This window comes from Hylemonella sp. W303a, from assembly GCF_046452315.1.
Taxonomy (GTDB): Bacteria; Pseudomonadota; Gammaproteobacteria; order Burkholderiales; family Burkholderiaceae_C; genus Hylemonella.
The window spans coordinates 547,808-570,630 of sequence record NZ_JBKFDG010000001.1; the positions used below are offsets into that span (position 1 = coordinate 547,808).

The following is a 22,823-nucleotide window of genomic DNA, read 5'->3' on the forward strand; positions in this document are numbered from 1 at the left end:
TCGTTCGCGGCTCCGTGTTTTCGCTGGGAAAGTTGCCCTGAAGGGGGATGCACTATGTGTGGAATCGTCAGCGTTGTCAGCAACGCGCCTGTCAATCAACTCATCTACGACTCCTTGCTTCTGCTGCAGCATCGTGGTCAGGATGCTGCGGGCATTGTCACCCAGCAGGACCGCAAGTTCTTCATGCACAAAGCCAAAGGCATGGTACGTGACGTGTTCCGAACACGCAACATGCGCGCGCTGCCGGGCAACTGTGGCTTGGGCCAGGTCCGCTATCCCACCGCCGGCAATGCATACAGCGAGGAAGAGGCCCAGCCCTTCTATGTCAACGCGCCCTTCGGCATCGTGCTGGTGCACAACGGCAATCTGACGAACGCGCAGGCGCTCAAGGCTGAACTGTTCAGCACTGACCATCGCCACATCAATACCGAGAGCGACACCGAAGTGCTGCTCAACGTGCTGGCCGATGAGCTGGAGAAAGCCACCCGTGGCAAGCCGCTGCGCGTGGGTGATGTGTTCGCCGCCGTGCGGCAAGTGCACAAACGCATCCGTGGTTCCTATGCCGTCATCGCCCTCATCGCGGGCCACGGTGTCTTGGCTTTTCGCGATCCCTATGGCATTCGTCCTCTGTGCTTTGGACGCAACACGGAGGGAGGGGTGATGATCGCCAGCGAATCCGTGGCCTTGGACGGCACGGGTCATACTCTGGAGCGCGACGTCGCGCCCGGCGAAGCGATCTTCGTCAATCTGGACGGCCAGATCAGCGCACAGCAGTGTGGGGATCTGCCACGTCTCAACCCCTGTATCTTTGAGTTCGTTTATCTCGCCCGCCCCGACTCGGTGATGGATGGCATCTCGGTCTATCAGGCGCGCCTGAACCTGGGTGAATCGCTGGCCAAGCGCGTGATCTCGACCGTCCCGCCCAGCGAAATTGACGTGGTGATCCCAATCCCCGAGTCGAGCCGCCCCAGCGCCATGCAGCTGGCGCAATTGCTCGGCCTGCCTTACCGCGAGGGCTTCGTGAAGAACCGCTACGTCGGCCGCACCTTCATCATGCCCGGCCAAGGCGTGCGCAAGAAAAGCGTGCGTCAGAAACTCAACGTCATCACCAGTGAGTTCAAGGGCCGCAACGTGCTGCTGGTGGACGACAGCATCGTGCGTGGCACCACCAGCCGCGAGATCGTGCAGATGGCTCGAGAAGCTGGGGCGAACAAGGTCTACATGGCCAGCGCGGCGCCGCCCGTGCGCTACCCCAACGTCTACGGCATCGACATGCCGACGGTGGAAGAACTGGTGGCCCATGGCCGCACGGTCGAAGACGTGCGCCAGATCATTGGTGCCGACGCCTTGATCTATCAGGATGTGGATGGCATGAAGCAGGCCATCGGCAAGCTCGGCACCAACCTGGCGAGTTTCGAGGCGTCCTGCTTCGATGGCGTCTACGTCACCGGCGACATTCAGGCCGAGGACATTGAGCGCATGAATTCCAACCGAGTCAAGGCTGAAGAGGACGATGTGGATACTTCGCGGCTGGCCTTGCCCAATCATCGGGGCGACTAGATGAGCGGCAAACGACACGAGGGGCTGCGCCTGCAGACGTTGGCGGTGCGCGCCGCCGTCGAGCGCAGCCAGTATGGCGAGAACTCCGAGGCGCTTTACCTCACCAGCGGATACGTGCAGCCCAGCGCCGAGGTGTCGGCGCGGCGTTTCGCGGGCGCGGAGGAGGGCTACACCTACGGGCGCTCGGGCAATCCCACAGTGACCAGTTTCGAGCAGCGACTCTCCGCGCTGGAAGGCAGCGAGGCGACCATGGCCACTTCCTCCGGCATGTCCGCCATCATGCTGATGTGCTTTGCCTTGCTCAAAGCGGGCGATCATGTCGTGCTTTCGCAGTCCATGTTTGGCTCGACCCTCAAGCTGATTGGTTCCGAGTTTGCCCGCTTCGGCGTGGAGTCCACCACGGTGCCGCAGACCGATCTGGCCGCCTGGAAAGCGGCCATCCGTTCTAACACCAAGCTCCTGTTCGCCGAGACTCCGACCAACCCGCTGACCGAAGTCTGCGACATCGCCGCCCTGGCCGATCTAGCGCACAACGCAGGTGCCTGGCTCGCCGTCGACAACTGCTTCGCCACCCCCGCCTTGCAGCGTCCCATCGATTTGGGGGCGGACATCGTCATGCACTCCGGGACCAAGTACCTGGACGGGCAGGGCCGGGTGATGGCCGGCGCGCTCTGCGCACCAGAAAAAATGGTGATCGAGAAGTTCCTGCCGGTGCAGAAGAACAGCGGTATGGTGCTCTCGCCATTCAATGCCTGGGTCGTGCTCAAGGGCATGGAGACGCTGGACATCCGAATGAAGGCGCAAAGCGCGCTGACGCTGGAACTCGCGCAGTGGCTGGAGCAGCACCCCGCCGTGGCGCGCGTCTATTACCCCGGCCTGGCCAGCCACCCTCAGCATGCGCTGGCGATGCGGCAGATGAGCCTCGGGGGCGCCGTGCTGTCCTTCGAAGTGAAGGCCGATGGCCCCGAACAAGCACGTGTGCGTGCTTTCCACTTGCTGGATTCCCTGCAGTTGCTGTCGCTCTGTACCAATTTGGGTGACACCAAGACTTTGCTGACCCATCCGGCGAGTACCTCGCACGGAAAGCTGTCAGAAGCCCAGCGCCAGGCCGCGGGCATCGGACAGGGCTTGATCCGCGTGGCCGTGGGCCTGGAGCATCCGCAAGACGTGCAGGACGACCTCGCCCGTGGCCTGAATACTTTGGCCTGATATGACGACAAAAGTTAGAACCCGTTTCGCCCCGTCACCGACGGGCTTCATCCACCTCGGCAACATCCGTTCCGCGCTCTACCCCTGGGCCTTCGCGCGCGCCAACGAAGGCACCTTCATCCTGCGCATCGAGGACACCGACCTGGAGCGTTCCACTCAGGCCGCCGTCGACGTGATCATCGAAGGCATGAAGTGGTTGGGCCTGGACCACGACGAAGGTCCGTTCTATCAGATGCAGCGCATGGACCGCTACAAGCAGGTGCTGGCTGAATTGCAAGCGGCAGGCCATGTCTATCCCTGCTACATGAGCGTGGAAGAACTCGATGCCCTGCGCGAACGCCAGATGGCGGCCAAGCAGAAGCCGCGGTACGACGGCACCTGGCGCCCCGATCCGGGCAAAGCCTTGCCGCCGGTGCCAGCGGGTGTGCAGCCGGTGCTGCGCTTCAAGAACCCCCTGGGCGGTTCAGTGGTCTGGGACGACAAGGTCAAAGGCCGTATCGAGATCAGCAACGAGGAACTGGACGATCTGGTGATCGCGCGTCCCGATGGCACGCCGACCTACAACTTCTGCGTGGTGGTCGACGACATCGACATGGCCATCACCCACGTCATCCGGGGCGACGATCACGTCAACAACACGCCACGCCAGATCAACATCTTCCGCGCGCTGGGCAAGGAGCCCCCGGTCTACGCCCATTTGCCCACCGTGCTCAACGAGCAGGGCGAGAAGATGAGCAAGCGCAACGGCGCCAAGCCCGTCACGCAGTACAGGGATGAAGGCTACCTGCCGGATGCGATGGTGAACTACCTCGCTCGCTTGGGCTGGAGCCATGGCGATGACGAGATCTTCAGCCGAGCACAGTTCCTGGAGTGGTTCAACCTGGACCACCTGGGCCGCAGCGCCGCGCAATTCGACGAAGCCAAACTGCGCTGGGTCAATGCCCAACACTTGAAAGCCATGGCCGACGATGCGCTGGCTATGTTGGTTACGGAGCAACTCCGCAAGCGCGGCATTGTGGTGGACGAGCGCCTAGCCGGCATCTGCGGGTTGTTCAAGGACCGGTGCGAAACCACCGTGGCGCTGGCGGACTGGGCCGAGAAGTTCTATGGCGACACCGTCGAGATACGCCCCGAAGATCGTGCGCAGCACCTTACCGACGCGATTCGCCCGGCACTCTCGCAACTGGCGGAAAAATTGGAGGGACTCGGTGCTACCTGGGACAAGGCGGCCATCGCCGCAGTCATCAAGGATGTGCTGGCCCTGCACAAGGACCAAGGCCTGAAGATGCCTCAACTGGCTATGCCGGTGCGCGTGCTGGTGCTGGGCACGCCGCAGACTCCGTCGCTTGATGCCGTGCTGTCGCTCCTGCCCCGTGAAAAAGTTTTGGCTCGTTTGCGCAGCGCGTGATTTATCCCCTATAATGCGAGGCTCACGACGCTTCGGCGGTTGCTGAAAATGACAAATGCCTGATCACTGGTTAGGCATGCGGCAAAAGCAACAAGCGGGGGTATAGCTCAGCTGGGAGAGCGCTTGCATGGCATGCAAGAGGTCAGCGGTTCGATCCCGCTTACCTCCACCATATGAGGCGTCGCGAGATGGTTAAGAAGTTCTTGCAGGTGTCGCGAGATGCTGGTGAGGATTTCGAAGTCCAAGGTTTTGACCCTATCGTCTAGAGGCCTAGGACATCACCCTTTCACGGTGAGTACCGGGGTTCGAATCCCCGTAGGGTCGCCAAGTTTTGTGGCACTTGGCCTGTTGTGCGAGAGCAATCAAGCACCATGGGCGAACGTCACACCAACGCGGAGTGGTAGTTCAGTTGGTTAGAATACCGGCCTGTCACGCCGGGGGTCGCGGGTTCGAGTCCCGTCCACTCCGCCAAGATACAAGGGCTTGCCGCTCAACAGTGGCAAGCCCTTTTCTTTTGATTCAGGCCTATCCGATGTCTGTTCAGATCACCGTGCATCTGTTCTTTACCTCGCTTCGCGGTTTGGTGGCTTGTATTCAGCAATGGCCGGTGCGGGTGCTGTGCACATCGCTTGTGGTGTCGGCTCCCTTGGTGTCTCCTGCCCAGGCGCAGCTGACCAAATCGGATGTCCGCCCAGCGCCGCAGGCGTTGATCAAGGTCCATGCCTACACCGGAGGTGGCGTTGCCGTGTTTCCAGCGCGCGTTATCACTCGCAATCCTCATGTGATGCAGCGCTACGCCTGTGATGCCTGTGACTTGGTACCTCGCCTGGAGCGTGCCGATTGGCGCACCACACCTCTGTTCCAGCGTGAGTACGCCAAAGAAATCAACGCGGCAGCGCGCCGTTATCAGTTGGACCCCGCCCTGGTTCGCGCTGTGATCCATGCCGAATCGAGCTTCAACGCAGGTGCGCGTTCGCCTAAAGGTGCTCGCGGGTTGATGCAATTGATGCCCGCGACGGCACGGGCGCTGGGTGTGCGTCGGCCCCACGACCCTCGAGAAAACATCGATGGAGGCGCGCGCTATTTGGCCGAAATGCTTGCGCGTTTTCGCAATGATGTGAGTTTGGCTACTGCCGCCTACAACGCAGGACCGCAGGCGGTCCAGGCCTATGCCGGGGTGCCGCCCTATGACGAGACGCGTGCATACGTCCAGCGGGTTCGGGTGCTCTTGTACCGCTATCGCAGAGCAGCGCAACTGGACTGGCAGGGATGAAACGCGACAGGCAGGGTTGTTGACCTGGCCGCTGCGAAAAATAAGTGCTTGGTCGACAATCTTCGGCCATGGAACACATGCAACATCATTTCCCCCAGGGCATCGCACTGGGTGGCACATCGCGCATTCCCGCCTATTCCATGTTGGACTTGGTTGCCGTGCGCGAAGGCGGCACTGTGCGCCAGGCGCTTGATCTGGCTGTGCGTACGGCACAGCACGTCGAGTCCCTGGGCTTCACCCGCTACTGGTTGGCCGAGCATCACAACATGCCCGGCATCGCAAGTTCTGCCACTGCCGTGCTGATAGGCCATGTCGCTGGTGCCACGCGGCGCATTCGTGTCGGTTCAGGCGGCATCATGCTGCCTAACCATGCCCCGCTGACAGTGGCGGAGGCATTTGGCACGTTGGCGGAGCTTTACCCTGGCCGCATTGATCTTGGGTTGGGCCGAGCACCAGGCACCGACCCCATGACGATGCGCGCATTGCGGCGCGACCGCGTGGAGCGCGAAGACGACTTCCCTCAAGACGTGGCCGAGCTGCAGCGCCTGTTGGCGCCTGCGCAGCCAGGGCAGCGCTTGACCGCTACTCCGGGCGCAGGCACTCGCGTGCCGATTTGGCTGTTGGGCTCCAGCCTGTTTTCCGCGCGCCTGGCGGCCGAGTTGGGCCTGCCTTATGCCTTTGCATCTCACTTCGCGCCGCGGTATCTGTTGCAGGCTTTGGAGCTGTACCGCAGCTTGTTCCGTCCTTCCGCGGTCCTGAATCATCCTTATGCTGCGATTGGCGTGCCGGTGGTGGCCGCACCCAGCGATGACGAGGCCGACTACTTGGCGAGTAGCACCTTCCAGCGCGTGCTCGGCATCGTGACGGGGCGACGCGGCCTCCTGCCTCGTCCCGTCTCGCATTACATGGACAGTTTGGCTCCCCAGGAGCGAGCAGCCATCGCGGATTTCTTGGGCGTGGCGGTCATCGGTGGACCTCAAACCCTGAGCTCAGGCCTTGCTCAATTGGCCCGACTGACGCAGGCCGATGAATTCATTCTGGTGTCGGATGTGTACGAGCCGGAGCTGCGCCTGCGCTCCTTGGAGCTCGCGGCGGCGGCGATGCGCGCCTTGCCTCAGGAAGAAATCGTGCTCTCCAGTGAAGCACAATGATGGGCATGAACGCCCCCAACGAAACCCAGGCCGGGTCTCAGGCCACTCATCCCGCATTGCCCGATCGACTCTCCATCGATCCGCGCAGCCCTCACCACGTGGCTGCCGTTTTTGAGCGCGATGTGGGCATACGCTTCAATGGCAAGGAGCGGCACGATGTCGAGGAGTATTGCATCAGCGAGGGCTGGATCAAAGTCCCCGCCGGCAAGACTTTGGACCGCAAGGGTCAGCCTTTGCTGCTCAAGCTCAAGGGCACGGTCGAACCTTTCTACCGCTACTAGGGTTTCCTCCGTATATCCCCCATCGCGGGCCGTATACAACCTCTTCAGGCAGCTTTCACATGGCGGGTGAAAAAACTCGGATATGTTGTAAGGTTTTACCAGGCCGCTGCGCTGCCTTTACCGTTGCTTCACAAAAGCTCGTTAATTTTCGTTCCGCATCCCGAAATCAAGGGAGATCGGAGATGTGCGTCTCTTTATCTCTTTAATTAGTAATTTCAACTGCCAGGAGAACCTTGAAATGTCCAAAATGTCCAAGCTGCTTGCCACGCTGATCGCTGGCCTCTTCGCTGCTTCCGTGTTTGCCCAGACTGCTGCCCCCGCTGCCGCTCCCGCAGCTGCCCCGGCCAAGGCTGAAGCCAAGCCCGCTGCCAAGCCAGCCGCCAAGCCCGCCGAAAAGAAGGCAGAGAAAAAGGAAAAGAAGACGGAGAAGAAGACCGACGCTGCCCCGGCCAAGTGAATGGCCGCAGGATATGAAAATATCCTGAACACGCTTCTCAGGGAAAGCCCGCCATCCGGCAACGGTGGTGGGCTTTTTCGTGACTGGTAGCCGTACTCGCGTGGCAGAACGCGTGCGCCGTGCCGCTGGCCCTCTGGCGTCCATGGGTTTGCATGAACCCTACACTGACCGCCCCATGCCACTCACTCGCAGGAGATTTCCATGCTCAATACCGATCTCGACAGCGAATTCAAATCCCTTTTGTCGGTTCCCACCGATCCGTCTTTCCTCGCTGGCGCCAACCGCCGCACGGTCATCGAGACCGCACTGGGGGTGGGGTATGCCGCCTCGGTGCTGCCCATCATGGCGCAGACCGCGATCACGACAAGCGCCGCCGGACTGACGGCGGGAGAGATCACCATCACGGCGCAGGGAGGCTACAAGCTCCCTGCCTACCGGGCGCAGCCTGCGGGCAAGACAGGTTTGCCGGTGGTGCTGGTGCTGTCCGAGATTTTTGGCGTGCACGAACACATCGCGGATGTGACCCGGCGATTCGCGCACGCGGGGTATCTGGCGATTGCGCCCGAGCTATTCATTCGCCAGGGCGACGCGAAAGGCTACACCGAGATCGGCAAACTCATGAGCGAGGTCATCAGCAAGGTGCCTGACGCCCAGGTGATGTCGGACCTTGATGCCACGCTGGCTTGGGCTGGTGCAAATGGAGGCGACCTCAAGCGTGTCGGCGTCACTGGCTTCTGCTGGGGCGGCCGGCAGGTCTGGCTCTATTCCGCGCACAATCCCGCCATCAAGGCGGGCGTGGCTTGGTACGGCAGGCTCGTCGGTGCCTCTAGCGAGCTGACACCCAAACAACCTGTGGATGTGGCCGCACAGTTGAACGGCCCCGTGCTCGGCCTCTATGGCGAGGCTGACACCGGCATTCCTCAGGAAAGTATTGCCCAGATGAAGCAGGTGCTGGCGGGCGGCAACGCCAACGCCAAGGCCTCGCAGTTCGTGGTCTACAAGGATGCGCCCCACGCTTTCCATGCGGACTACCGACCCAGTTACCGCAGGGAAGCTGCCGAGGACGGCTGGAAGCGCGCCTTGGCCTGGTTCAAGCTCAACGGCGTGGTTTGATTCAGACCTGCAGGGGGCATGCCGGGCCTCGCCGTCGGGGCTTGACAGGTCTGGGACAATCCCAGGCATGACGACCTTTTTCGCGATTCTTCTCGGCACATTGGCTGCCGGCATTGGCAGCGTATGGTTGGCTGCGGCGCTCAGTTCCAGCTTGGCGCGGTACACCCAGCACATGCTCAGCTTGGCGGCGGGGGCTTTGCTGGGCGCCGCTTTCCTGCACTTGTTGCCCGAAGCCTTCGAGAGCGCCGCGCACGTGAGCATGCTCGTGCCCACCGCGAACGATCTGGACCACGGCATCCGGCCTCACACGCTGTTCATCATCTTGTTGGGTGGTGTGGTGTTCTTCTTTTTGTTGGACAAGGCCGAGCTCTGGCACCATGGGCATGAACATCACGTGGACTCCCCGGCCGGCACTGATCAGCATGCGCATGCCCACCACGGTCATTCTCATCATCATCACCACGATACCGATGGCTCCTCCCATGGGCGGCCGCTGAGCCTTTCGGGGGGCTGGACCGTGCTGGCGGGTGACAGCGTGCACTGCTTCGGTGACGGCATCTTGATCGCATCGGCGTTCATGGCGGATTTGCGGCTGGGTGTGATCGCCGCCGTGGCCGTGCTTGCGCACGAGGTGCCCCATCACATGGGGGATCTGGTGGTGTTGCGTGCCGCCAGTGGAACCCGTCGCGCGGCCTTGCTCAAGGTGTCATTGGCTGGCGCCATCACTGCCCTGGGCGGCGTATTGGGCTGGTGGTTGGTGGATTGGCTGCATGACTATCTTCCCTATTTCCTTGTGATTGCCTCCAGCAGCTTCATCTATGTGGCGCTGGCCGATCTGATTCCGCAACTGCAGAAGCGCCTGAGTCTGGCCGCGACGCTGGCTCAGATCGCCTGGCTGCTCGTGGGCATTGGCCTGGTCATGTTGACCAGTACCTTGGCCCATGCACACTGAGGACATGTGCTTTTCATCATGAGTTTCGAACGCCTGTTTTTTTCCGTTTTCGGTTTTTTCCTTCGCCTGGGCCTGCTGGTGGTCGGTTTGATGGTGATGGTTTTCGTGCTCGCGCTGAGCTTGTTCATGCTCGTGGCTTGGGGGCTGTACGCTTTGATCGCCCGCTTGCTGGGGCGTCCCGTGCAGCCCTTGGCTTTCACCATCCTGCGCCAGGCTCAGGCACAGTTCTTCCGGCGAGCGAATGCTCAATCGGCCCCTTCAGGTGCTCCGGCGGGCGCCGAGGTCATTGACGTGAATTCACGCGAAGTGGACAGTGCCACCACGGATCGCTTGGGGCGCTGAGTCAGGGCCCCACCAAGCCTTCCAGCTGCCATCGCGCTTGAGGCCTCAGGCTGATGCGAGGCAGCCCGTCACCATCGGGCCTCAGCCCTTGGCGACAGGGCGCGTCGGGTCACTGCACCATTCGCTCCAACTTCCCGCGTACAAAGCGGCACGGCCCAAGCCAGCGAGTTCCATGGCCAGCAGGTTGGGCGTGGCGGTCACGCCGCTGCCGCATTGGTGTACCACCGACGCTGGAGGGCGACCGCCCAGCAGAGCGTCGAACTCCGCGCGCAATTGCGCGGGTGACTTGAATCGACCGTCTGGACCGAAGTTGTCGCCGAAGGGGCGGTTGAGTGCGCCCGGGATGTGGCCCGCGACCGGGTCCAGGGGTTCGACCTCTCCCCGAAATCGGGCGGGAGCGCGCGCATCCACCACGGTTTGCAAGCTGGATTGGTTGAGATTGGCGCGCACCTCTTCCACAGTGACCAGGCGCGCCAGTGGCTTGCCGGGCTGAAATGGGCGCTGGCTGGCCGAAGTTGGCATGGCCGCCGGGCCGCTGGCCACCGGCCCTTGGATGGCCTGCCAGGCAGGCAAACCACCGTCTAGCACGGCCACGGCTTCGTGCCCGGCCCACTTGAGCATCCACCACAGCCGCACGCAGAAGCTCGAACCTTGTCGGTCATACACCACCGCCTGCATGTCATTCTGGAAACCGATGCGGCCCAGCCATTGCGCGAAGACCTCGCGCTGGGGCAGCGGGTGACGGCCGCCCGACGCCGCCATGGGCGCGGCTTTGCCGACGCCATGGGTCAGAGCCGCCTCCTTGGCGCTGAGGTGTCGATCCAAGTCGGCACGCACGGCGCCAGCGATGCGCAGTTGCTCGAACTGCGCATCGCCTTGCGCGGGCTGGGCCAGGTCGAAGCTGCAGTCAAAGATCATCACGGGCTTGTGCTCGCGCAGCAGGCCTTGAAGTTCTGTGGCTGAGATCAGGGTCGTGTAGCGCATGGTCAGCTAGGGCGGAGGCTTGGTCTCAATGTTCTTCAGCGGGGGTGTTGGGCACAGTGCGCTCGCGCAGCAGGATCGCGGCCACACCGGTGGCCAGAATGAGCGCGATACCCATCCAACCCGAAAGTGGCAGTTCGTCGCCGAACAGCATCAGGCTGTAGATGGAGGCAAACACGATGCCGGAATACTGCAGGCTGGCCACAGTGAGCGTATGGCCGCGGCTGTAGGCGCGGGTCATGCACCACTGGCCCAGCGAGGCCAGGATGCCGATGGGTACCAGCCAGGCGGCTGCTTGCCAACTGACCTGCGACCAAGGCGTGAATCCAACGATCGCGCAACCGATCAACCCCATGATGACAGTGCCGACGGCGAAGTAGAACACCGTGCGCCCCTCCGGCTCGCCCACCTTGCCCAGGGCCGTGACCTGCATGTAGGCCAGCGCGCCTCCGATGCCGGAAAGCAGGCCGATCAGGCCAGCCAAAAGTTGGTCGTGGTCGATCGTGGGGCGCAGCACGAGGATCACGCCCCCGAAACCCAGCAGCACGATGAAGAGCATGGGTCCTTGCCGCTGCGCCTGAGCGACGCTGACCGTGGTCAGTAGCGCGCCGCCGATGATGAAGGCGGCTACCCAGATGCTGCTCATGTAGTTCAGCGTCATGGCCGTGGCCAGCGGCAGGTGGGCGATGGCGTAGAACCAGGCAATCATCGAGAACCCGCCGACCAGGCTGCGCCAGACGTGCATGCCCGGCACGGGGGTGGGCAACTTCACCCCCTGTCTGCGCAGCACCAGGCCCAGGAAGACCATGCTGATGATGCTGCGATAGAAGACCAGTTCAAAGGTGTTGAACGAGGTGGACGCGTACTTGACCGCCACGCCCATGGTGGCGAAGAAGAAAGCACCCAGAACCATCCAGAGGGCTTGCATAGGAGAGCGGGCCGCGATAGAGCGCCACAAAGTTGCTAAGCCTGTATTACACCCGGAAATGGGTTCGCACTATGCCACCCCGTGCCCGAACGACAAGCGCCCGCAAAACTGGGGCTGCGGTTTTCGTCGGCACGGGCATGCCGTACCGACTTTTGCCTCGGAGCCTCAGAGACCCAATTGCCTGCGGTACCACTCGTGGAAGTGCTGCATGCCGTCTTCCATCGGGCTTTGGTAAGGACCGACTTCATTCTGTCCGCGCAGCATCAAAGCTTTGCGGCCTGCGTCCATGCGCTCGGCGATCTCGTCATCTTCGATGCAGGTCTCCATGTAGGCAGCCTGCTGGGCCTCGACGAACTCACGTTCAAAGGCGGTGATTTCTTCGGGGTAATAGAACTCCACCTTGTTCAGCGTCTTGTCCACGCTGATGGGGTGCAGGGTCGAGACGGTCAGCACGTGCGGGTACCATTCCACCATGATGTGCGGGTAGTAGGTCAGCCAGATCGCACCGCGCTCGGGCCTCTGTCCGTTGCGGTACTTCAGCAGAGCCTCGTGCCAGCGCTGGTAGGTCGGAGATCCGGGTCGTTCGAAGGCTTCGGACACGCCCACGGTCTGCACGGAGTAATGCTCCTTGAACTCCCATTGCAGGTCGTCGCACGTCACGAAGCGGCCCAGTCCTGGGTGGAAGGGGCCGACATGGTAGTCCTCCAGATAGACCTCGATGAAGGTCTTCCAGTTGTAGTTGCACTGGTGCATTTCCACCCGGTCCAGCGTGTAGCCGCTGAAGTCCAGTTCTGCGCGTGGGCCCATGTCCGCCAGATCTGCCGCGATGTCCCGGCCACCATGCGGACCGTCGATCAGCCCATCCTCGAACAGCAGGCCGTTCCACTCCTGCAGCCGGTATTGACTCAGGTGTAGACAAGGGTCTTGTGCGAAATGCGGGGCCCCGATGAGTTGGCCGCCGCCCGAGTAGGTCCAACGGTGCAGTGGGCAGACGATGTTGCCGCCCGCATGGCCCTTGCCTTCGTGCTGGAGATTGCCCCGGCCTTGTAGCATCACGGCCTGGCGATGGCGGCAGACATTGGATTGCAGCGTGATGGAGCCATCGCGCTGGCGCACCAGCACGCGGCCGTTGCCTTCGTGGGCCAGCACGTGGTAGTCCCCGACCTCGGGAACGCTGGCAGCGTGACCCACGTAGCGCGGGCCACGGCCAAAGAGCTCTGTCATCTCACGCTGAAACAGCGCCTCGTCGAAATAGCTGGTGACGGGTAGTTGGCTGTGCGCCTGCTGCAGTCGAAGGCTTAAATCAGACATGGTGTCCTGACCTAAAGCTCCCCCCTTCTGGTTGGAAGGTACTGGAGGTTGGCACGCTTGGGAGCGTGAGAGTGAGGGAAAAGTCCGCGGCGGTTTGATCCTCGGGGCTCCGTGAGTGAGCAAAAGCCCAAGGGCACCACGAACCGGGGCGAAAAAGAGGCGCGATTGTACCCCCAGGGTTGTCTGGGGCAAGCTTTATCTCGCAGCAGGGTACAAGGGCTTTGCACATCGTGCGCTGCAAGTGCTTCGTGGCTGCTTGTTTGCGCCAGACGCACGATAGTTGCGAACCATCCCGCGGCCAAGGGATTGGATAATGCGCCAGACCACAAAAGATTCAGCCGATCAATGAAACTAAAGCTACTGGTATTGCTCTTCGCCGCGAGTCTGGGCGGGTGTGGTGATGGCTCGGGCGGTTCTGGTGGTTCAAACGGTGACGCTGCTCGGTGGCAGCCTGCGGTCACCGACACTTGGCAGTGGCAGCTCAAGGACGACATCAACACGGGGTATGACGTCGCCATCTACGACATCGACTTGTTGGATGTCCCAGTTGTGACGATCGCTACCTTGCACGCGGCGGGGAAGAAGGTCGTTTGCTATTTCTCCGCCGGCAGTTCCGAGAATTGGCGCTCCGACTTCTCGGAGTTCAACGCCGCCGACATGGGCAATCCACTGGACAGTGTCTGGGTCGGTGAAAAGTGGCTGGACACCCGCTCCGCCAATGTTCGGCGAATCATGCTCAAGCGCTTGGACCTTGCAAAAGCGAAGGGCTGTGATGGTGTCGAGCCTGACAACGTGGATGCCTACGAGAATGACCCCGGCTTTCCATTGACGGCGGACTCGCAGCTGGAGTACATCCGCTTTCTCGCGGGCGAAGCCCATGCCCGAGGCTTGGCCTTCGGTCTGAAAAACAACATGAACCAGTTGAATGAACTCGTGGACGACGTGGACTTCGCTGTCAACGAGCAATGTCACGAGTACGATGAGTGCGCTGGCTATCAGATCTTCATCAGTAAACGCAAGCCGGTGTTCAACGCCGAATACGCAGACAGCTACCGGTACGACGCCGCGGCCCGTCAAGCCATGTGCGCTTCATCGCGGGCCTTGAGCATTCGGACCCTGATACTGCCGCTCGAACTGGATGATGCATTTCGTCACAGCTGCGAGCTGTGATCGCATGTGGCCCATGCCCTGCATGGCACGCGACAGGGCATTGAGTGCTTCACCTTCCCAGCGCCTAAAATCCACTTTTCTTGGACAAAAAGTCGTTTCCATGCCGAAGGCACCTTCCCCATCTCCCGCCGCTACGGAGTCCGGCACCCCCGCGATGCCGGACACCTATGAAGAAGCGATGCGTGAGCTCGAGCAACTGGTGGTCCGGCTGGAGTCTGGAGAGTTGCCTTTGGAGCAATTGTTGGCCGCCTACCAGCGGGGCGCTGAGATCTTGCAGTTCTGTCGAGGCCGGCTTGACGCGGTGGAGTCGCAGATCAAGGTGCTCGACGAGGGCATGCTCAAGACATGGACACCCGAGTGAAGCCCGTGCTGGATTGGAACTTGCGCGCTTGGATGGACGAGCGCCTGGCACGCGTCGAACGCGCTCTGGAGGAGTGGGTGGGCGTCGATACGCCAGGGCACGCCGATGTGGGGCTGGGCGTGGCCATGCGCTACGCGGTGCTTGACGGCGGGAAGCGCCTGCGCCCCCTGCTGGTGCTGGCGGCATGCGAGGCGGTGCGCGGCGACGCGGCTGCGTCCTTGCGCGCCGCCTGCGCGACGGAATTGATCCACGCTTACTCCCTCGTGCATGACGACATGCCCTGCATGGACAACGACGTGTTGCGTCGTGGCAAGCCCACGGTGCACGTCAAATTCGGCGAAGCCCAGGCCTTGCTTGCCGGGGATGCCTTGCAGGCCTTGGCGTTTGAGTTGCTCACGCCCGACGACGAAGCCGCGGTGCCCGTCACGATGCAGGCCCGCTTGTGTCGATTGCTGGCTCGCGCGGCGGGCAGTGCGGGCATGGCCGGCGGACAGGCCATCGACCTGGCCAGCGTGGGCGTCAAGCTGGACGAAGAGCGCCTGCGGCAGATGCACCGCCTTAAAACCGGTGCATTGCTCCAGGCCAGCGTGATGATGGGCGCCGCCTGCGGCCAACCGACTCAGGCGCAGCAGGCCTCGCTGAGCGACTACGGAGCGTCCATCGGCCTGGCCTTCCAGGTGGTGGATGACATCCTGGATGTCACGGCCGACAGTGCAACCCTGGGCAAGACGGCGGGCAAGGACGCAGTGCAGGACAAGCCCACCTATGTGTCCTTGATGGGCCTGGCGCGCGCCCAGGCCCATGCACGTGAATTGCACGCGCAGGCCTTGGCCGCGTTGGCGCGGTTCCGTGACTTGAACCCCGCCCAGTCCAGCGAGGTCGATGAGACCCGTGCCTTGCATGCCCTGGCCGACCTGGTGGTGGAACGCGCGCATTGAGAGTTGAGGTATCGGACATGAGCCATTCGCTGTTGAACACCATCAACGATCCTGCGGACCTGCGCCAATTGCCACGTTCGCAGCTCAAGCCCCTGGCCGACGAGTTGCGCGCCTTCGTGCTCGAAAGCGTTTCCAAGACGGGGGGGCACCTGAGCTCCAACCTGGGCACGGTGGAACTCACCGTGGCCTTGCACTACGTCTTCAACACGCCGAACGATCGACTGGTGTGGGATGTGGGGCATCAGACCTATCCGCACAAGATCCTGACGGGGCGGCGCGAGCGCATGGGCAGCCTGCGCCAGCTGGGCGGCATCAGCGGCTTTCCGCTGCGCAGCGAAAGCGTGTACGACGTGTTTGGCACTGCGCACAGCAGCACCTCGATTTCCGCCGCGCTGGGCATGGCGCTGGCCGCGCGTCAGAAAGGTGAGGACCGCCATGCCATCGCCGTGATCGGCGACGGCGCGATGACGGCCGGCATGGCGTTCGAGGCGCTGAACCACGGTGGCGTGGAGGATTGCCGCCTGCTCGTCATCCTCAACGACAACGACATGAGCATCAGCCCGCCCGTGGGCGCGCTCAACCGCTACCTGGCGCAGTTGATGAGCGGTCGTTTCTATTCGGCCGCGAAGCAGGTTGGCAAGAGCGTGCTCAAGGCCGCTCCGCCGCTGTTCGAGTTGGCCAAGCGTCTGGAGGAGCAGGCCAAGGGCATGGTCGTGCCCGCGACGCTGTTTGAGAAGTTCGGCTTCAACTACATCGGTCCTATCGACGGGCATGACCTGGATTCCCTGATCCCCACGCTCGAAAACATCAAGCAGCTCAGTGGGCCGCAGTTCCTGCACGTGGTGACGAAAAAAGGCCAAGGCTACAAGCTGGCCGAGGCCGATCCCGTGGCCTACCACGGCCCCGGCAAATTTGATCCGGCGGTTGGATTGGTCAAGCCCGCCACGCCGCCGAAGCAGACCTTCACGCAAGTCTTCGGCCAATGGCTTTGCGACATGGCCGAGCAGGACATGCGCTTGGTGGGCATCACGCCCGCCATGCGCGAGGGCTCGGGCATGGTGGAGTTCCACCAACGCTTCCCGGGTCGCTACTACGACGTGGGCATCGCCGAGCAGCACGCCGTCACGCTCGCTGCTGGGATGGCCTGCGAGGGGCTCAAGCCCGTCGTGGCGATCTACAGCACTTTCCTGCAGCGGGGGTATGACCAGCTCATCCACGACGTGGCGTTGCAGAACCTGCCTGTGGTGTTCGCGCTGGACCGCGCGGGCCTGGTGGGTGCGGATGGTGCCACGCATGCTGGCGCGTTTGACATTCCTTTCTTGCGCTGCGTTCCGAACATGGCCGTCGCCTGTCCGGCGGATGAGCGCGAGTGCCGTCAGTTGTTGAGCACCGCCTACGCCCAGAACCATCCCGTGGCGGTGCGCTACCCACGGGGCGCGGGCGCGGGGGTGTCGCCGCTGTCTGATCTTGAACCCCTGTCTTACGGCAAGGGCGAAGTCCGTCGCTGGCGCGCGGGCGGTGAGTCGGAGGCAACGAAGAAGGGCCTCGCCATCTTGGCCTTTGGCACCTTGCTGTATCCGGCGCTGGAGGCCGCTGAAAAACTCGATGCCACCGTGGTCAATATGCGCTGGGCCAAGCCGCTGGACATTGAATTGCTGCTGCAGGTGGCGGCGCAACATGAAGCGCTCGTGACGGTGGAAGAGGGCGTGGTCATGGGCGGCGCGGGCAGCGCCGTGAGCGAGGCGCTGCAGGCCGCAGGCTTGTCCATGCCCTTGCTGCAGCTGGGCTTGCCTGATCGCTTCATCGAGCACGGGGACCCGGCCAAGTTGCTCGCGCTGCAAGGGCTGGATGCGGCGGGCATCGAAGGCGCCATCGTGGCGCGTTACCCTGAACTGACTGCGGCCACGGCGCACAAGCCGGCTTTGAAGGTGGTCGCGCGCTGATGGCGCGCATGGGGACCGACGTCGGCGCTCTTAGCGCGGACTCTGGTCAAAGCGTGCGTGCATGTCCCTTGGCGCCCAGGTGGTACGACCCATCGGGCGCGCGCGACACCGCGGGGCACTTATAAAATCCGCGCCCTTTGTGTCATCTCGTTGGAGATTGTTTGAATGGATCGTCGTTCTCTTATTAAAAATACTGGCCTGGCCGGCGTGCTGGCGGCGGGCGTGGCTCCGGCGGTGCAGGCGCAGACGCCTGCCATCCGGTGGCGTTTGGCTTCCAGCTTTCCGAAGGCACTGGACACCATCTACGGTGGCGCCGAAGTGTTCGCCCGAAAGATCAAGGAGATGTCCGGTGGCCGATTCGAAATCTCGGTGCACGCTGCGGGTGAATTGATGCCTGCGCTGGGCGTCGTGGACGGCGTGCAGAGCGGAACCACGGAAATCGCGCACACCGCCCCGTATTACTTTTTTGGAAAGAACGAAGCCTTCGCCATCGGCGGCGCCATTCCCTTCGGCATGAACAGCCGCCAGATGACGGCCTGGATGAACCATGGCAATGGTCGTAAGCTCGTCAACGAGTTCTACGCTGCCTACAACATCGTCAGCTTCCAAGGCGGCAACACGGGGGCTCAGATGGGCGGCTGGTACCGCAAGGAAATCAAGAGTCCAGCCGACATCAAGGGCCTGAAGTTCCGCGTGGGTGGCTTCGCTGGTCGCGTGATTGAGCGCATGGGCGGCGTGCCGCAGAACATCCCGGGCGGTGAAATCTACCAAGCCTTGGAAAAGGGCACGATCGATGCCGCCGAGTGGATTGGTCCCTACGACGACCAAAAGCTCGGCTTGGGCAAGGTGGCGCCCTTCTACCACTACCCCGGCTGGTGGGAAGGTGGCCTGGAGGTGAGCTTCTACGTCAACAACAAGGCCTATGAGGCGCTGCCGGCCGAGTACAAGGCGATGATCGACGCCGCCTCGGGCTACGCCCACGTGGATATGCAAGCCAAGTACGACGCCTTCAACCCGACGGCGCTCAAGCAGATCGCTGCGTCGGGCGTGAAGGTATTGCCATTCCCGACGACGGTGCTGCAAGCCTCGTACAAGGCGGCGATGGAGGTCTACGCGGAGCTGGACAAGAAGAACCCGCAGTGGAAGAAGATTTACGACGACTACCGCAAGTTCCAGCGTGATCAGTTGTTCTGGTTCCGTGTGAACGAAGCGCGTTTCGACGGCTTCATGCAGAGCATCAAGGGCTTCTAACGAAGCCACCCAGAGCGGCGTGATGCGTCGTTCAACTCAAAAACGCCTCGCAGGCCCAGCCCAGCGGGGCGTTTTTGTTGGCTGACCCTGGGTCAGAGATCCGCAAGTCCTGTTTTGGTGCGAGCAGAGAGAAGCGGCACGGGTAAGCCCCAATGCTGAGTTAGCACAAGGCGGGTGTTGTGCGCACCCTGCGCCGATAGAATCCCGCAACCTTCCCGGGTTATCCTTTTTTTGGTTTTGCTTCCAAGGAGACATGCATGGATCGTCGTTCCCTCATTAAAAACGCCGGTATCGCTGGCGTGCTGGCAGCGGGCGTGGCCCCGGCCGTGCAGGCGCAGACGCCCGCCATCCGCTGGCGTTTGGCTTCCAGCTTCCCGAAGGCACTGGACACCATCTACGGCGGCGCTGAAGTGTTCGCCCGCAAGGTCAAGGAATTGTCCGGTGGGCGCTTCGAGATCTCGGTGCACGCAGCGGGTGAACTGATGCCTGCCTTTGGGGTCGTGGACGGCGTGGGCAATGGCACCGTGGAGATGTGCCACACCGTGCCTTATTACTTCTTCGGCAAGAACGAAGCTTTCGCCATCGGCGCCGCCATTCCCTTCGGCATGAACAGCCGCCAGATGACGGCCTGGATGTACCACGGCAATGGCCGCAAGCTCATGAACGAGTTCTATGCCGGCTACAACCTGATCAGCTTTGCGGGTGGCAACACGGGTGCTCAGATGGGCGGTTGGTACCGCAAGGAAATCAAGAGCCCGGCCGACATCAAGGGCCTGAAGTTCCGCGTGGGTGGCTTCGCTGGCCGCGTGATCGAGCGCATGGGTGGCGTGCCGCAGAACATCCCGGGCGGTGAAATCTACCAAGCCTTGGAAAAGGGCACGATCGACGCCGCCGAGTGGGTGGGTCCTTACGATGACCAAAAGCTCGGCTTGGGTAAGGTGGCGCCCTTCTACCACTACCCCGGCTGGTGGGAAGGTGGTCCGGAAGTGGACTTCTTCGTCAACAACAAGGCCTATGAGGCGCTGCCGGCCGAGTTCAAGGCGATGATCGACGCCGCTTCGACCTACGCCCATGTGGACATGCAAGCCAAGTACGACGCCTTCAACCCGACGGCGCTCAAGCAGATCGCCGCGTCGGGCGTGAAGGTGCTGCCGTTCCCGACGACGGTCCTGCAAGCCTCGTACAAGGCGGCGATGGAGGTCTACGCAGAGTTGGACACCAAGAATCCGCAGTGGAAGAAGATTTACGACGACTACCGCAAGTTCCAGCGTGATCAGCTGTTCTGGTTCCGTGTGAACGAAGCGCGTTTCGACGGCTTCATGCAGAGCATCAAGGGCTTCTGATGGTCTGGGCCTTCCGGGGCCCATGATCTCGGTCAGTCAAAGCGCCTCGCCGGCATCCCGGCGGGGCGCTTTTTTATTTCAGTGACTTTGCTATCCGATGGCGAGGACGGCGGTTGCATGGGTGTGAGCCGAACCTTCCTGCCCCATCACATCCCAAAACAGTTGTTCAACAGGTGCAGACTCGGGAGGGAGTCGGACACAAAAAAGGACGCCCTGCGGCGTCCTTTTTGGAGAGGCTATCGCCACGCCCACGTGAGTGGGCGGGCGTTCCGAACCCGGATCATTCCTTGGGGATTTCCAGCGGCGCGTCGTCGTTGAAGTTCGGGGTTTCGAACTGAGGGTCAGAACCAGCGCTCGCATCCGGATTCAGCGGGTCGCTGCCGCCCGTGCTGCCAAAGTCGGCGCTCGGGATGTTGATCTCCACGTGCTCCAGGTCCAGCACCGGCGGCTTGTCGCGCGCGACGATGCCCGGGAAGGCGATGATCAGGCCCACCATCAGTAGTTGGATGAACACGAAGGGCAGGGCCCCCATGATGATCTGGCCTGTCGTGACCGGCGCGATCCGCTTCTTCGTGACCTTGTCGGTGTATTCCTTGTCGGGCGCGACGCTGCGCAGGTAGAACAGCGCAAAGCCGAAGGGCGGGTGCATGAAGCTGGTCTGCATGTTCACTGCCAGCAGCACGCCGAACCACACGAGGTCAATGCCCAGCTTATCGGCCACGGGCGCCAGCAGCGGCACCACGATAAAGGCCAGCTCGAAGTAGTCGAGGAAGAAGGCCAGCAGGAAGACCATGATGTTGACCACGATCAGGAAGCCCACGGGGCCGCCTGGCAGATCGGACAGCAGGTGTTCCACCCAGCGATGGCCGTCCACGCCCTGGAAGGTCAGGCTGAACATCGTGGCGCCAACCAGGATGAAGAGCACGAAGCAGGACAGCTTGGTCGTGGAGTTCAGCGCCTGTTTCAGCAGGGTGAGCGACAGGCGACGGCGCACCAGCGCCAGAATGAGGGCGCCCACAGCACCCATCGCGCCACCTTCCGTCGGCGTGGCCACGCCCAGAAAGATGGTGCCCAGCACCAGGAAGATCAGCAGCAGCGGTGGCACCAGCACGAAGGTGACGCGCTCGGCCAGCAAGGACAGCAGGCCCAGCTTGGTCGTTTTGTTGATCAAGGCCAGCACGAAAGCCAGAGCCACTCCGGCGCAGAGCGAGACGACGATGGTTTCGTCCAGCGCCACGCGCTCGACCACTTCACCCTTCCACCAGCTGTGGACGGCGGCGTAGTTCTCGGCGAACACGAGGGCCACGGTGGTGCACAGCAGGGCGAGCACCGCCAGCGAGGTATAGCCGCTCTTGCCGTTGGGCTGACGGAACACGCGCGCCTCAGGGGGCAGGGCAGGCACCATCTTGGGCTTGAAAAGCGCCAGTAGGACCACCAGCAACACGTAGAAACCCATCAGCATGAAGCCGGGAATGAAGGCACCTTTGTACATGTCGCCCACGCTGCGGCCCAGCTGGTCGGCCAGCACGATGAGCACCAGCGACGGCGGGATGATCTGCGCCAGCGTGCCCGAGGCCACGATGGTGCCCGAGGCGATGCGGCGGTCATAACCGTAGCGCAGCATGATGGGCAGGGAGATCAGGCCCATCGAGATGACGGAAGCCGCCACCACACCGGTGGTGGCCGCCAGCAAGGCGCCGACGAAGATCACTGCGAAAGCCAAGCCGCCACGCACCGGGCCGAAGACCTGTCCAATGGTGTCCAGCAGGTCTTCCGCCATGCCCGAGCGTTCCAGGATCAGGCCCATCAGCGTGAAGAACGGAATGGCCAGCAGCGTGTCGTTCTGCATGATGCCGAAGATGCGCAGCGGCAGGGCTTGCAGCAAAGCCTCGGGCAGCACGCCCAGTTCGATACCGATGAAGCCAAAGAACAGGCCGCAGGCGCCCAGGCTGAAGGCCAGCGGAAAGCCGACCAGCAGGAAGGCGACCAGCCCCGCGAACATGATGGGGGCCAGGTTGTTTGCAAAGAATTCCATGATGAATGTGGCTCCGTCGCTTTAGTTCTTGAGCGCGGCGGCGGCGGCGGCCTCGCGCTCGCGGATGGCTTCGGCCAGCGCTTCTTCGGCGGACTTCTCGCCCTTCTTGACCATCGGATCGTCGATCAGGCCTCGCAGGAAAGCGACGCGCTTGATCAGCTCCGACCAGCCTTGCAGCAGCAACAGAGTGAAGCCCAAGGGCAGCATCAGATAAACGGGCCAGCGGATCAGGCCACCTGCATTGCCCGATACCTCACCGGATCGGAAGGCTTGCATGAAGAAGGGCAGGCTGAAATACAGAACGGCCAAGCACACGGGGGTGAGAAACACGGCGAAACCGAAGACGTCAATCCATGCGCGCGCTCGGCTGGATAAGCGGCTGGACACCACGTCGATGCGCACATGCTCGTTGTTCAGCAAGGTGTAGCCAGCGGCCAAAAGAAAGGAGGCCGAGAACAGGTACCACTGAATTTCGAGGAAGGCGTTGGAGCTGGTGTCGAAAGTTTTACGGACGATCGCATTGACCGCGCTGATCAGCGTGGAGGCCAGGATCAACCAGATGATCACGCCGCCCAACTTGCTGCTCAGGCTGTCCATGAGCCTGGAGAACTTCAGGAGTTTCTGCATGGGTTATCCCACTGTGAGGGGTCACTGAAAACCGCAGGCCGTGCTTCGCTTTTTTGTGAAAAGTCAAACGAGCTGCGGGCAAACGTCGGATTCTACGAGACACATTGTTCGGGTTTTTACGGGGTGGTTACGTGGCTGGGAATGGCCCTTGGTGGCGTGTCAGAGCCTGTGTTCCTGACAATTAAAGTC

The 22,823-nt window shown here is 62.2% G+C and carries 21 protein-coding genes and 3 tRNA genes; 19 read left to right on the plus strand and 5 right to left on the minus strand.

Annotation, left to right across the window (positions count from 1 at the left end; translation table 11 throughout):
- The first annotated feature begins 54 nt into the window (after positions 1–54).
- The 13 genes from purF to ACLBKS_RS02580 all read left to right on the plus strand — a co-directional run bounded on the left by purF (position 55) and on the right by ACLBKS_RS02580 (position 9,746).
- Positions 55–1,560: an amidophosphoribosyltransferase gene (purF, locus tag ACLBKS_RS02520; protein WP_410191216.1), complete on the plus strand. Its 1,506-nt coding sequence runs from the start codon at positions 55–57 to the stop codon at positions 1,558–1,560.
- A complete protein-coding gene (locus ACLBKS_RS02525) occupies positions 1,561–2,769 on the plus strand; it encodes an O-succinylhomoserine sulfhydrylase (RefSeq protein ID WP_410191217.1) in 1,209 nt (402 codons plus the stop codon).
- A gap of 1 nt (position 2,770) precedes the next feature.
- Positions 2,771–4,177, plus strand: coding sequence for a glutamate--tRNA ligase (gene gltX / locus ACLBKS_RS02530; protein WP_410191218.1), 1,407 nt, complete (start codon positions 2,771–2,773; stop codon positions 4,175–4,177).
- 96 nt (positions 4,178–4,273) lie between these two features.
- Positions 4,274–4,349: transfer RNA gene (locus tag ACLBKS_RS02535), tRNA-Ala, on the plus strand.
- Between the two features lie 79 nt (positions 4,350–4,428).
- A tRNA-Glu gene (locus ACLBKS_RS02540) sits at positions 4,429–4,504 on the plus strand.
- Positions 4,505–4,571: 67 nt separating this feature from the next.
- Positions 4,572–4,648: transfer RNA gene (locus ACLBKS_RS02545), tRNA-Asp, on the plus strand.
- Between the two features lie 61 nt (positions 4,649–4,709).
- Positions 4,710–5,450, plus strand: coding sequence for a lytic transglycosylase domain-containing protein (locus ACLBKS_RS02550; protein ID WP_410191219.1), 741 nt, complete (start codon positions 4,710–4,712; stop codon positions 5,448–5,450).
- A gap of 140 nt (positions 5,451–5,590) precedes the next feature.
- Positions 5,591–6,601: an LLM class flavin-dependent oxidoreductase gene (locus tag ACLBKS_RS02555; RefSeq protein ID WP_410191440.1), complete on the plus strand. Its 1,011-nt coding sequence runs from the start codon at positions 5,591–5,593 to the stop codon at positions 6,599–6,601.
- The gene (locus ACLBKS_RS02560; protein ID WP_410191220.1) at positions 6,598–6,882 is read left to right on the plus strand and encodes a DUF3297 family protein; all 285 of its coding nucleotides are present in this window, start codon (positions 6,598–6,600) and stop codon (positions 6,880–6,882) included. Before ACLBKS_RS02555 ends, ACLBKS_RS02560 begins: the two co-directional genes overlap by 4 nt.
- A gap of 247 nt (positions 6,883–7,129) precedes the next feature.
- On the plus strand, positions 7,130–7,339 hold the full coding sequence (locus ACLBKS_RS02565; RefSeq protein ID WP_039852879.1) for a hypothetical protein: 210 nt from the start codon (positions 7,130–7,132) through the stop codon (positions 7,337–7,339).
- A 201-nt stretch (positions 7,340–7,540) separates the two neighbouring features.
- The gene (locus ACLBKS_RS02570) at positions 7,541–8,452 is read left to right on the plus strand and encodes a dienelactone hydrolase family protein (protein WP_410191221.1); all 912 of its coding nucleotides are present in this window, start codon (positions 7,541–7,543) and stop codon (positions 8,450–8,452) included.
- Between the two features lie 67 nt (positions 8,453–8,519).
- Positions 8,520–9,404 carry a ZIP family metal transporter gene (locus tag ACLBKS_RS02575; RefSeq protein WP_410191222.1) on the plus strand — a complete coding sequence of 295 codons (885 nt, stop codon included), beginning with the start codon at positions 8,520–8,522 and terminating at the stop codon, positions 9,402–9,404.
- Between the two features lie 18 nt (positions 9,405–9,422).
- The gene (locus ACLBKS_RS02580; protein WP_410191223.1) at positions 9,423–9,746 is read left to right on the plus strand and encodes a hypothetical protein; all 324 of its coding nucleotides are present in this window, start codon (positions 9,423–9,425) and stop codon (positions 9,744–9,746) included.
- A gap of 81 nt (positions 9,747–9,827) precedes the next feature.
- Here the strand turns inward: ACLBKS_RS02580 and ACLBKS_RS02585 are convergent, their stop codons facing one another.
- The 3 genes from ACLBKS_RS02585 to ACLBKS_RS02595 all read right to left on the minus strand — a co-directional run bounded on the left by ACLBKS_RS02585 (position 9,828) and on the right by ACLBKS_RS02595 (position 12,966).
- On the minus strand, positions 9,828–10,730 hold the full coding sequence (locus tag ACLBKS_RS02585) for a sulfurtransferase (protein WP_410191224.1): 903 nt from the start codon (positions 10,728–10,730) through the stop codon (positions 9,828–9,830).
- 25 nt (positions 10,731–10,755) lie between these two features.
- A complete protein-coding gene (locus ACLBKS_RS02590; protein ID WP_410191225.1) occupies positions 10,756–11,655 on the minus strand; it encodes a DMT family transporter in 900 nt (299 codons plus the stop codon).
- 165 nt (positions 11,656–11,820) lie between these two features.
- Complete coding sequence (locus tag ACLBKS_RS02595) at positions 11,821–12,966, minus strand: aromatic ring-hydroxylating oxygenase subunit alpha (RefSeq protein WP_410191226.1); 1,146 nt, start codon at positions 12,964–12,966, stop codon at positions 11,821–11,823.
- 345 nt (positions 12,967–13,311) lie between these two features.
- Here ACLBKS_RS02595 and ACLBKS_RS02600 point away from each other — a divergent pair, with 345 nt between their 5' ends.
- The 6 genes from ACLBKS_RS02600 (at position 13,312) to ACLBKS_RS02625 (ending at position 19,972) form a co-directional block, all read left to right on the plus strand.
- Entirely contained in the window at positions 13,312–14,136 is an 825-nt protein-coding gene (locus ACLBKS_RS02600) for an endo alpha-1,4 polygalactosaminidase (RefSeq protein WP_410191227.1), read from the plus strand.
- Between the two features lie 100 nt (positions 14,137–14,236).
- Positions 14,237–14,497, plus strand: coding sequence for an exodeoxyribonuclease VII small subunit (locus ACLBKS_RS02605; protein WP_410191228.1), 261 nt, complete (start codon positions 14,237–14,239; stop codon positions 14,495–14,497).
- A complete protein-coding gene (locus tag ACLBKS_RS02610; RefSeq protein ID WP_410191229.1) occupies positions 14,482–15,435 on the plus strand; it encodes a polyprenyl synthetase family protein in 954 nt (317 codons plus the stop codon). Before ACLBKS_RS02605 ends, ACLBKS_RS02610 begins: the two co-directional genes overlap by 16 nt.
- Positions 15,436–15,452: 17 nt before the next feature.
- Positions 15,453–17,378 (plus strand): 1-deoxy-D-xylulose-5-phosphate synthase, encoded by a 1,926-nt coding sequence (gene dxs / locus ACLBKS_RS02615; RefSeq protein WP_410191230.1) that lies wholly within the window; start codon positions 15,453–15,455, stop codon positions 17,376–17,378.
- 165 nt (positions 17,379–17,543) lie between these two features.
- Entirely contained in the window at positions 17,544–18,629 is a 1,086-nt protein-coding gene (locus tag ACLBKS_RS02620) for a TRAP transporter substrate-binding protein (protein ID WP_410191231.1), read from the plus strand.
- 257 nt (positions 18,630–18,886) lie between these two features.
- On the plus strand, positions 18,887–19,972 hold the full coding sequence (locus ACLBKS_RS02625; RefSeq protein ID WP_410191232.1) for a TRAP transporter substrate-binding protein: 1,086 nt from the start codon (positions 18,887–18,889) through the stop codon (positions 19,970–19,972).
- A 280-nt stretch (positions 19,973–20,252) separates the two neighbouring features.
- On the opposite strand, the gene ACLBKS_RS02630 is transcribed toward ACLBKS_RS02625, so the two are convergent.
- Together ACLBKS_RS02630 and ACLBKS_RS02635 are read right to left on the minus strand one after the other, a co-directional pair.
- A complete protein-coding gene (locus ACLBKS_RS02630; RefSeq protein ID WP_410191233.1) occupies positions 20,253–22,007 on the minus strand; it encodes a TRAP transporter large permease subunit in 1,755 nt (584 codons plus the stop codon).
- Positions 22,008–22,028: 21 nt separating this feature from the next.
- Positions 22,029–22,634 carry a TRAP transporter small permease subunit gene (locus tag ACLBKS_RS02635; RefSeq protein ID WP_410191234.1) on the minus strand — a complete coding sequence of 202 codons (606 nt, stop codon included), beginning with the start codon at positions 22,632–22,634 and terminating at the stop codon, positions 22,029–22,031.
- Positions 22,635–22,823: the final 189 nt, after the last annotated feature.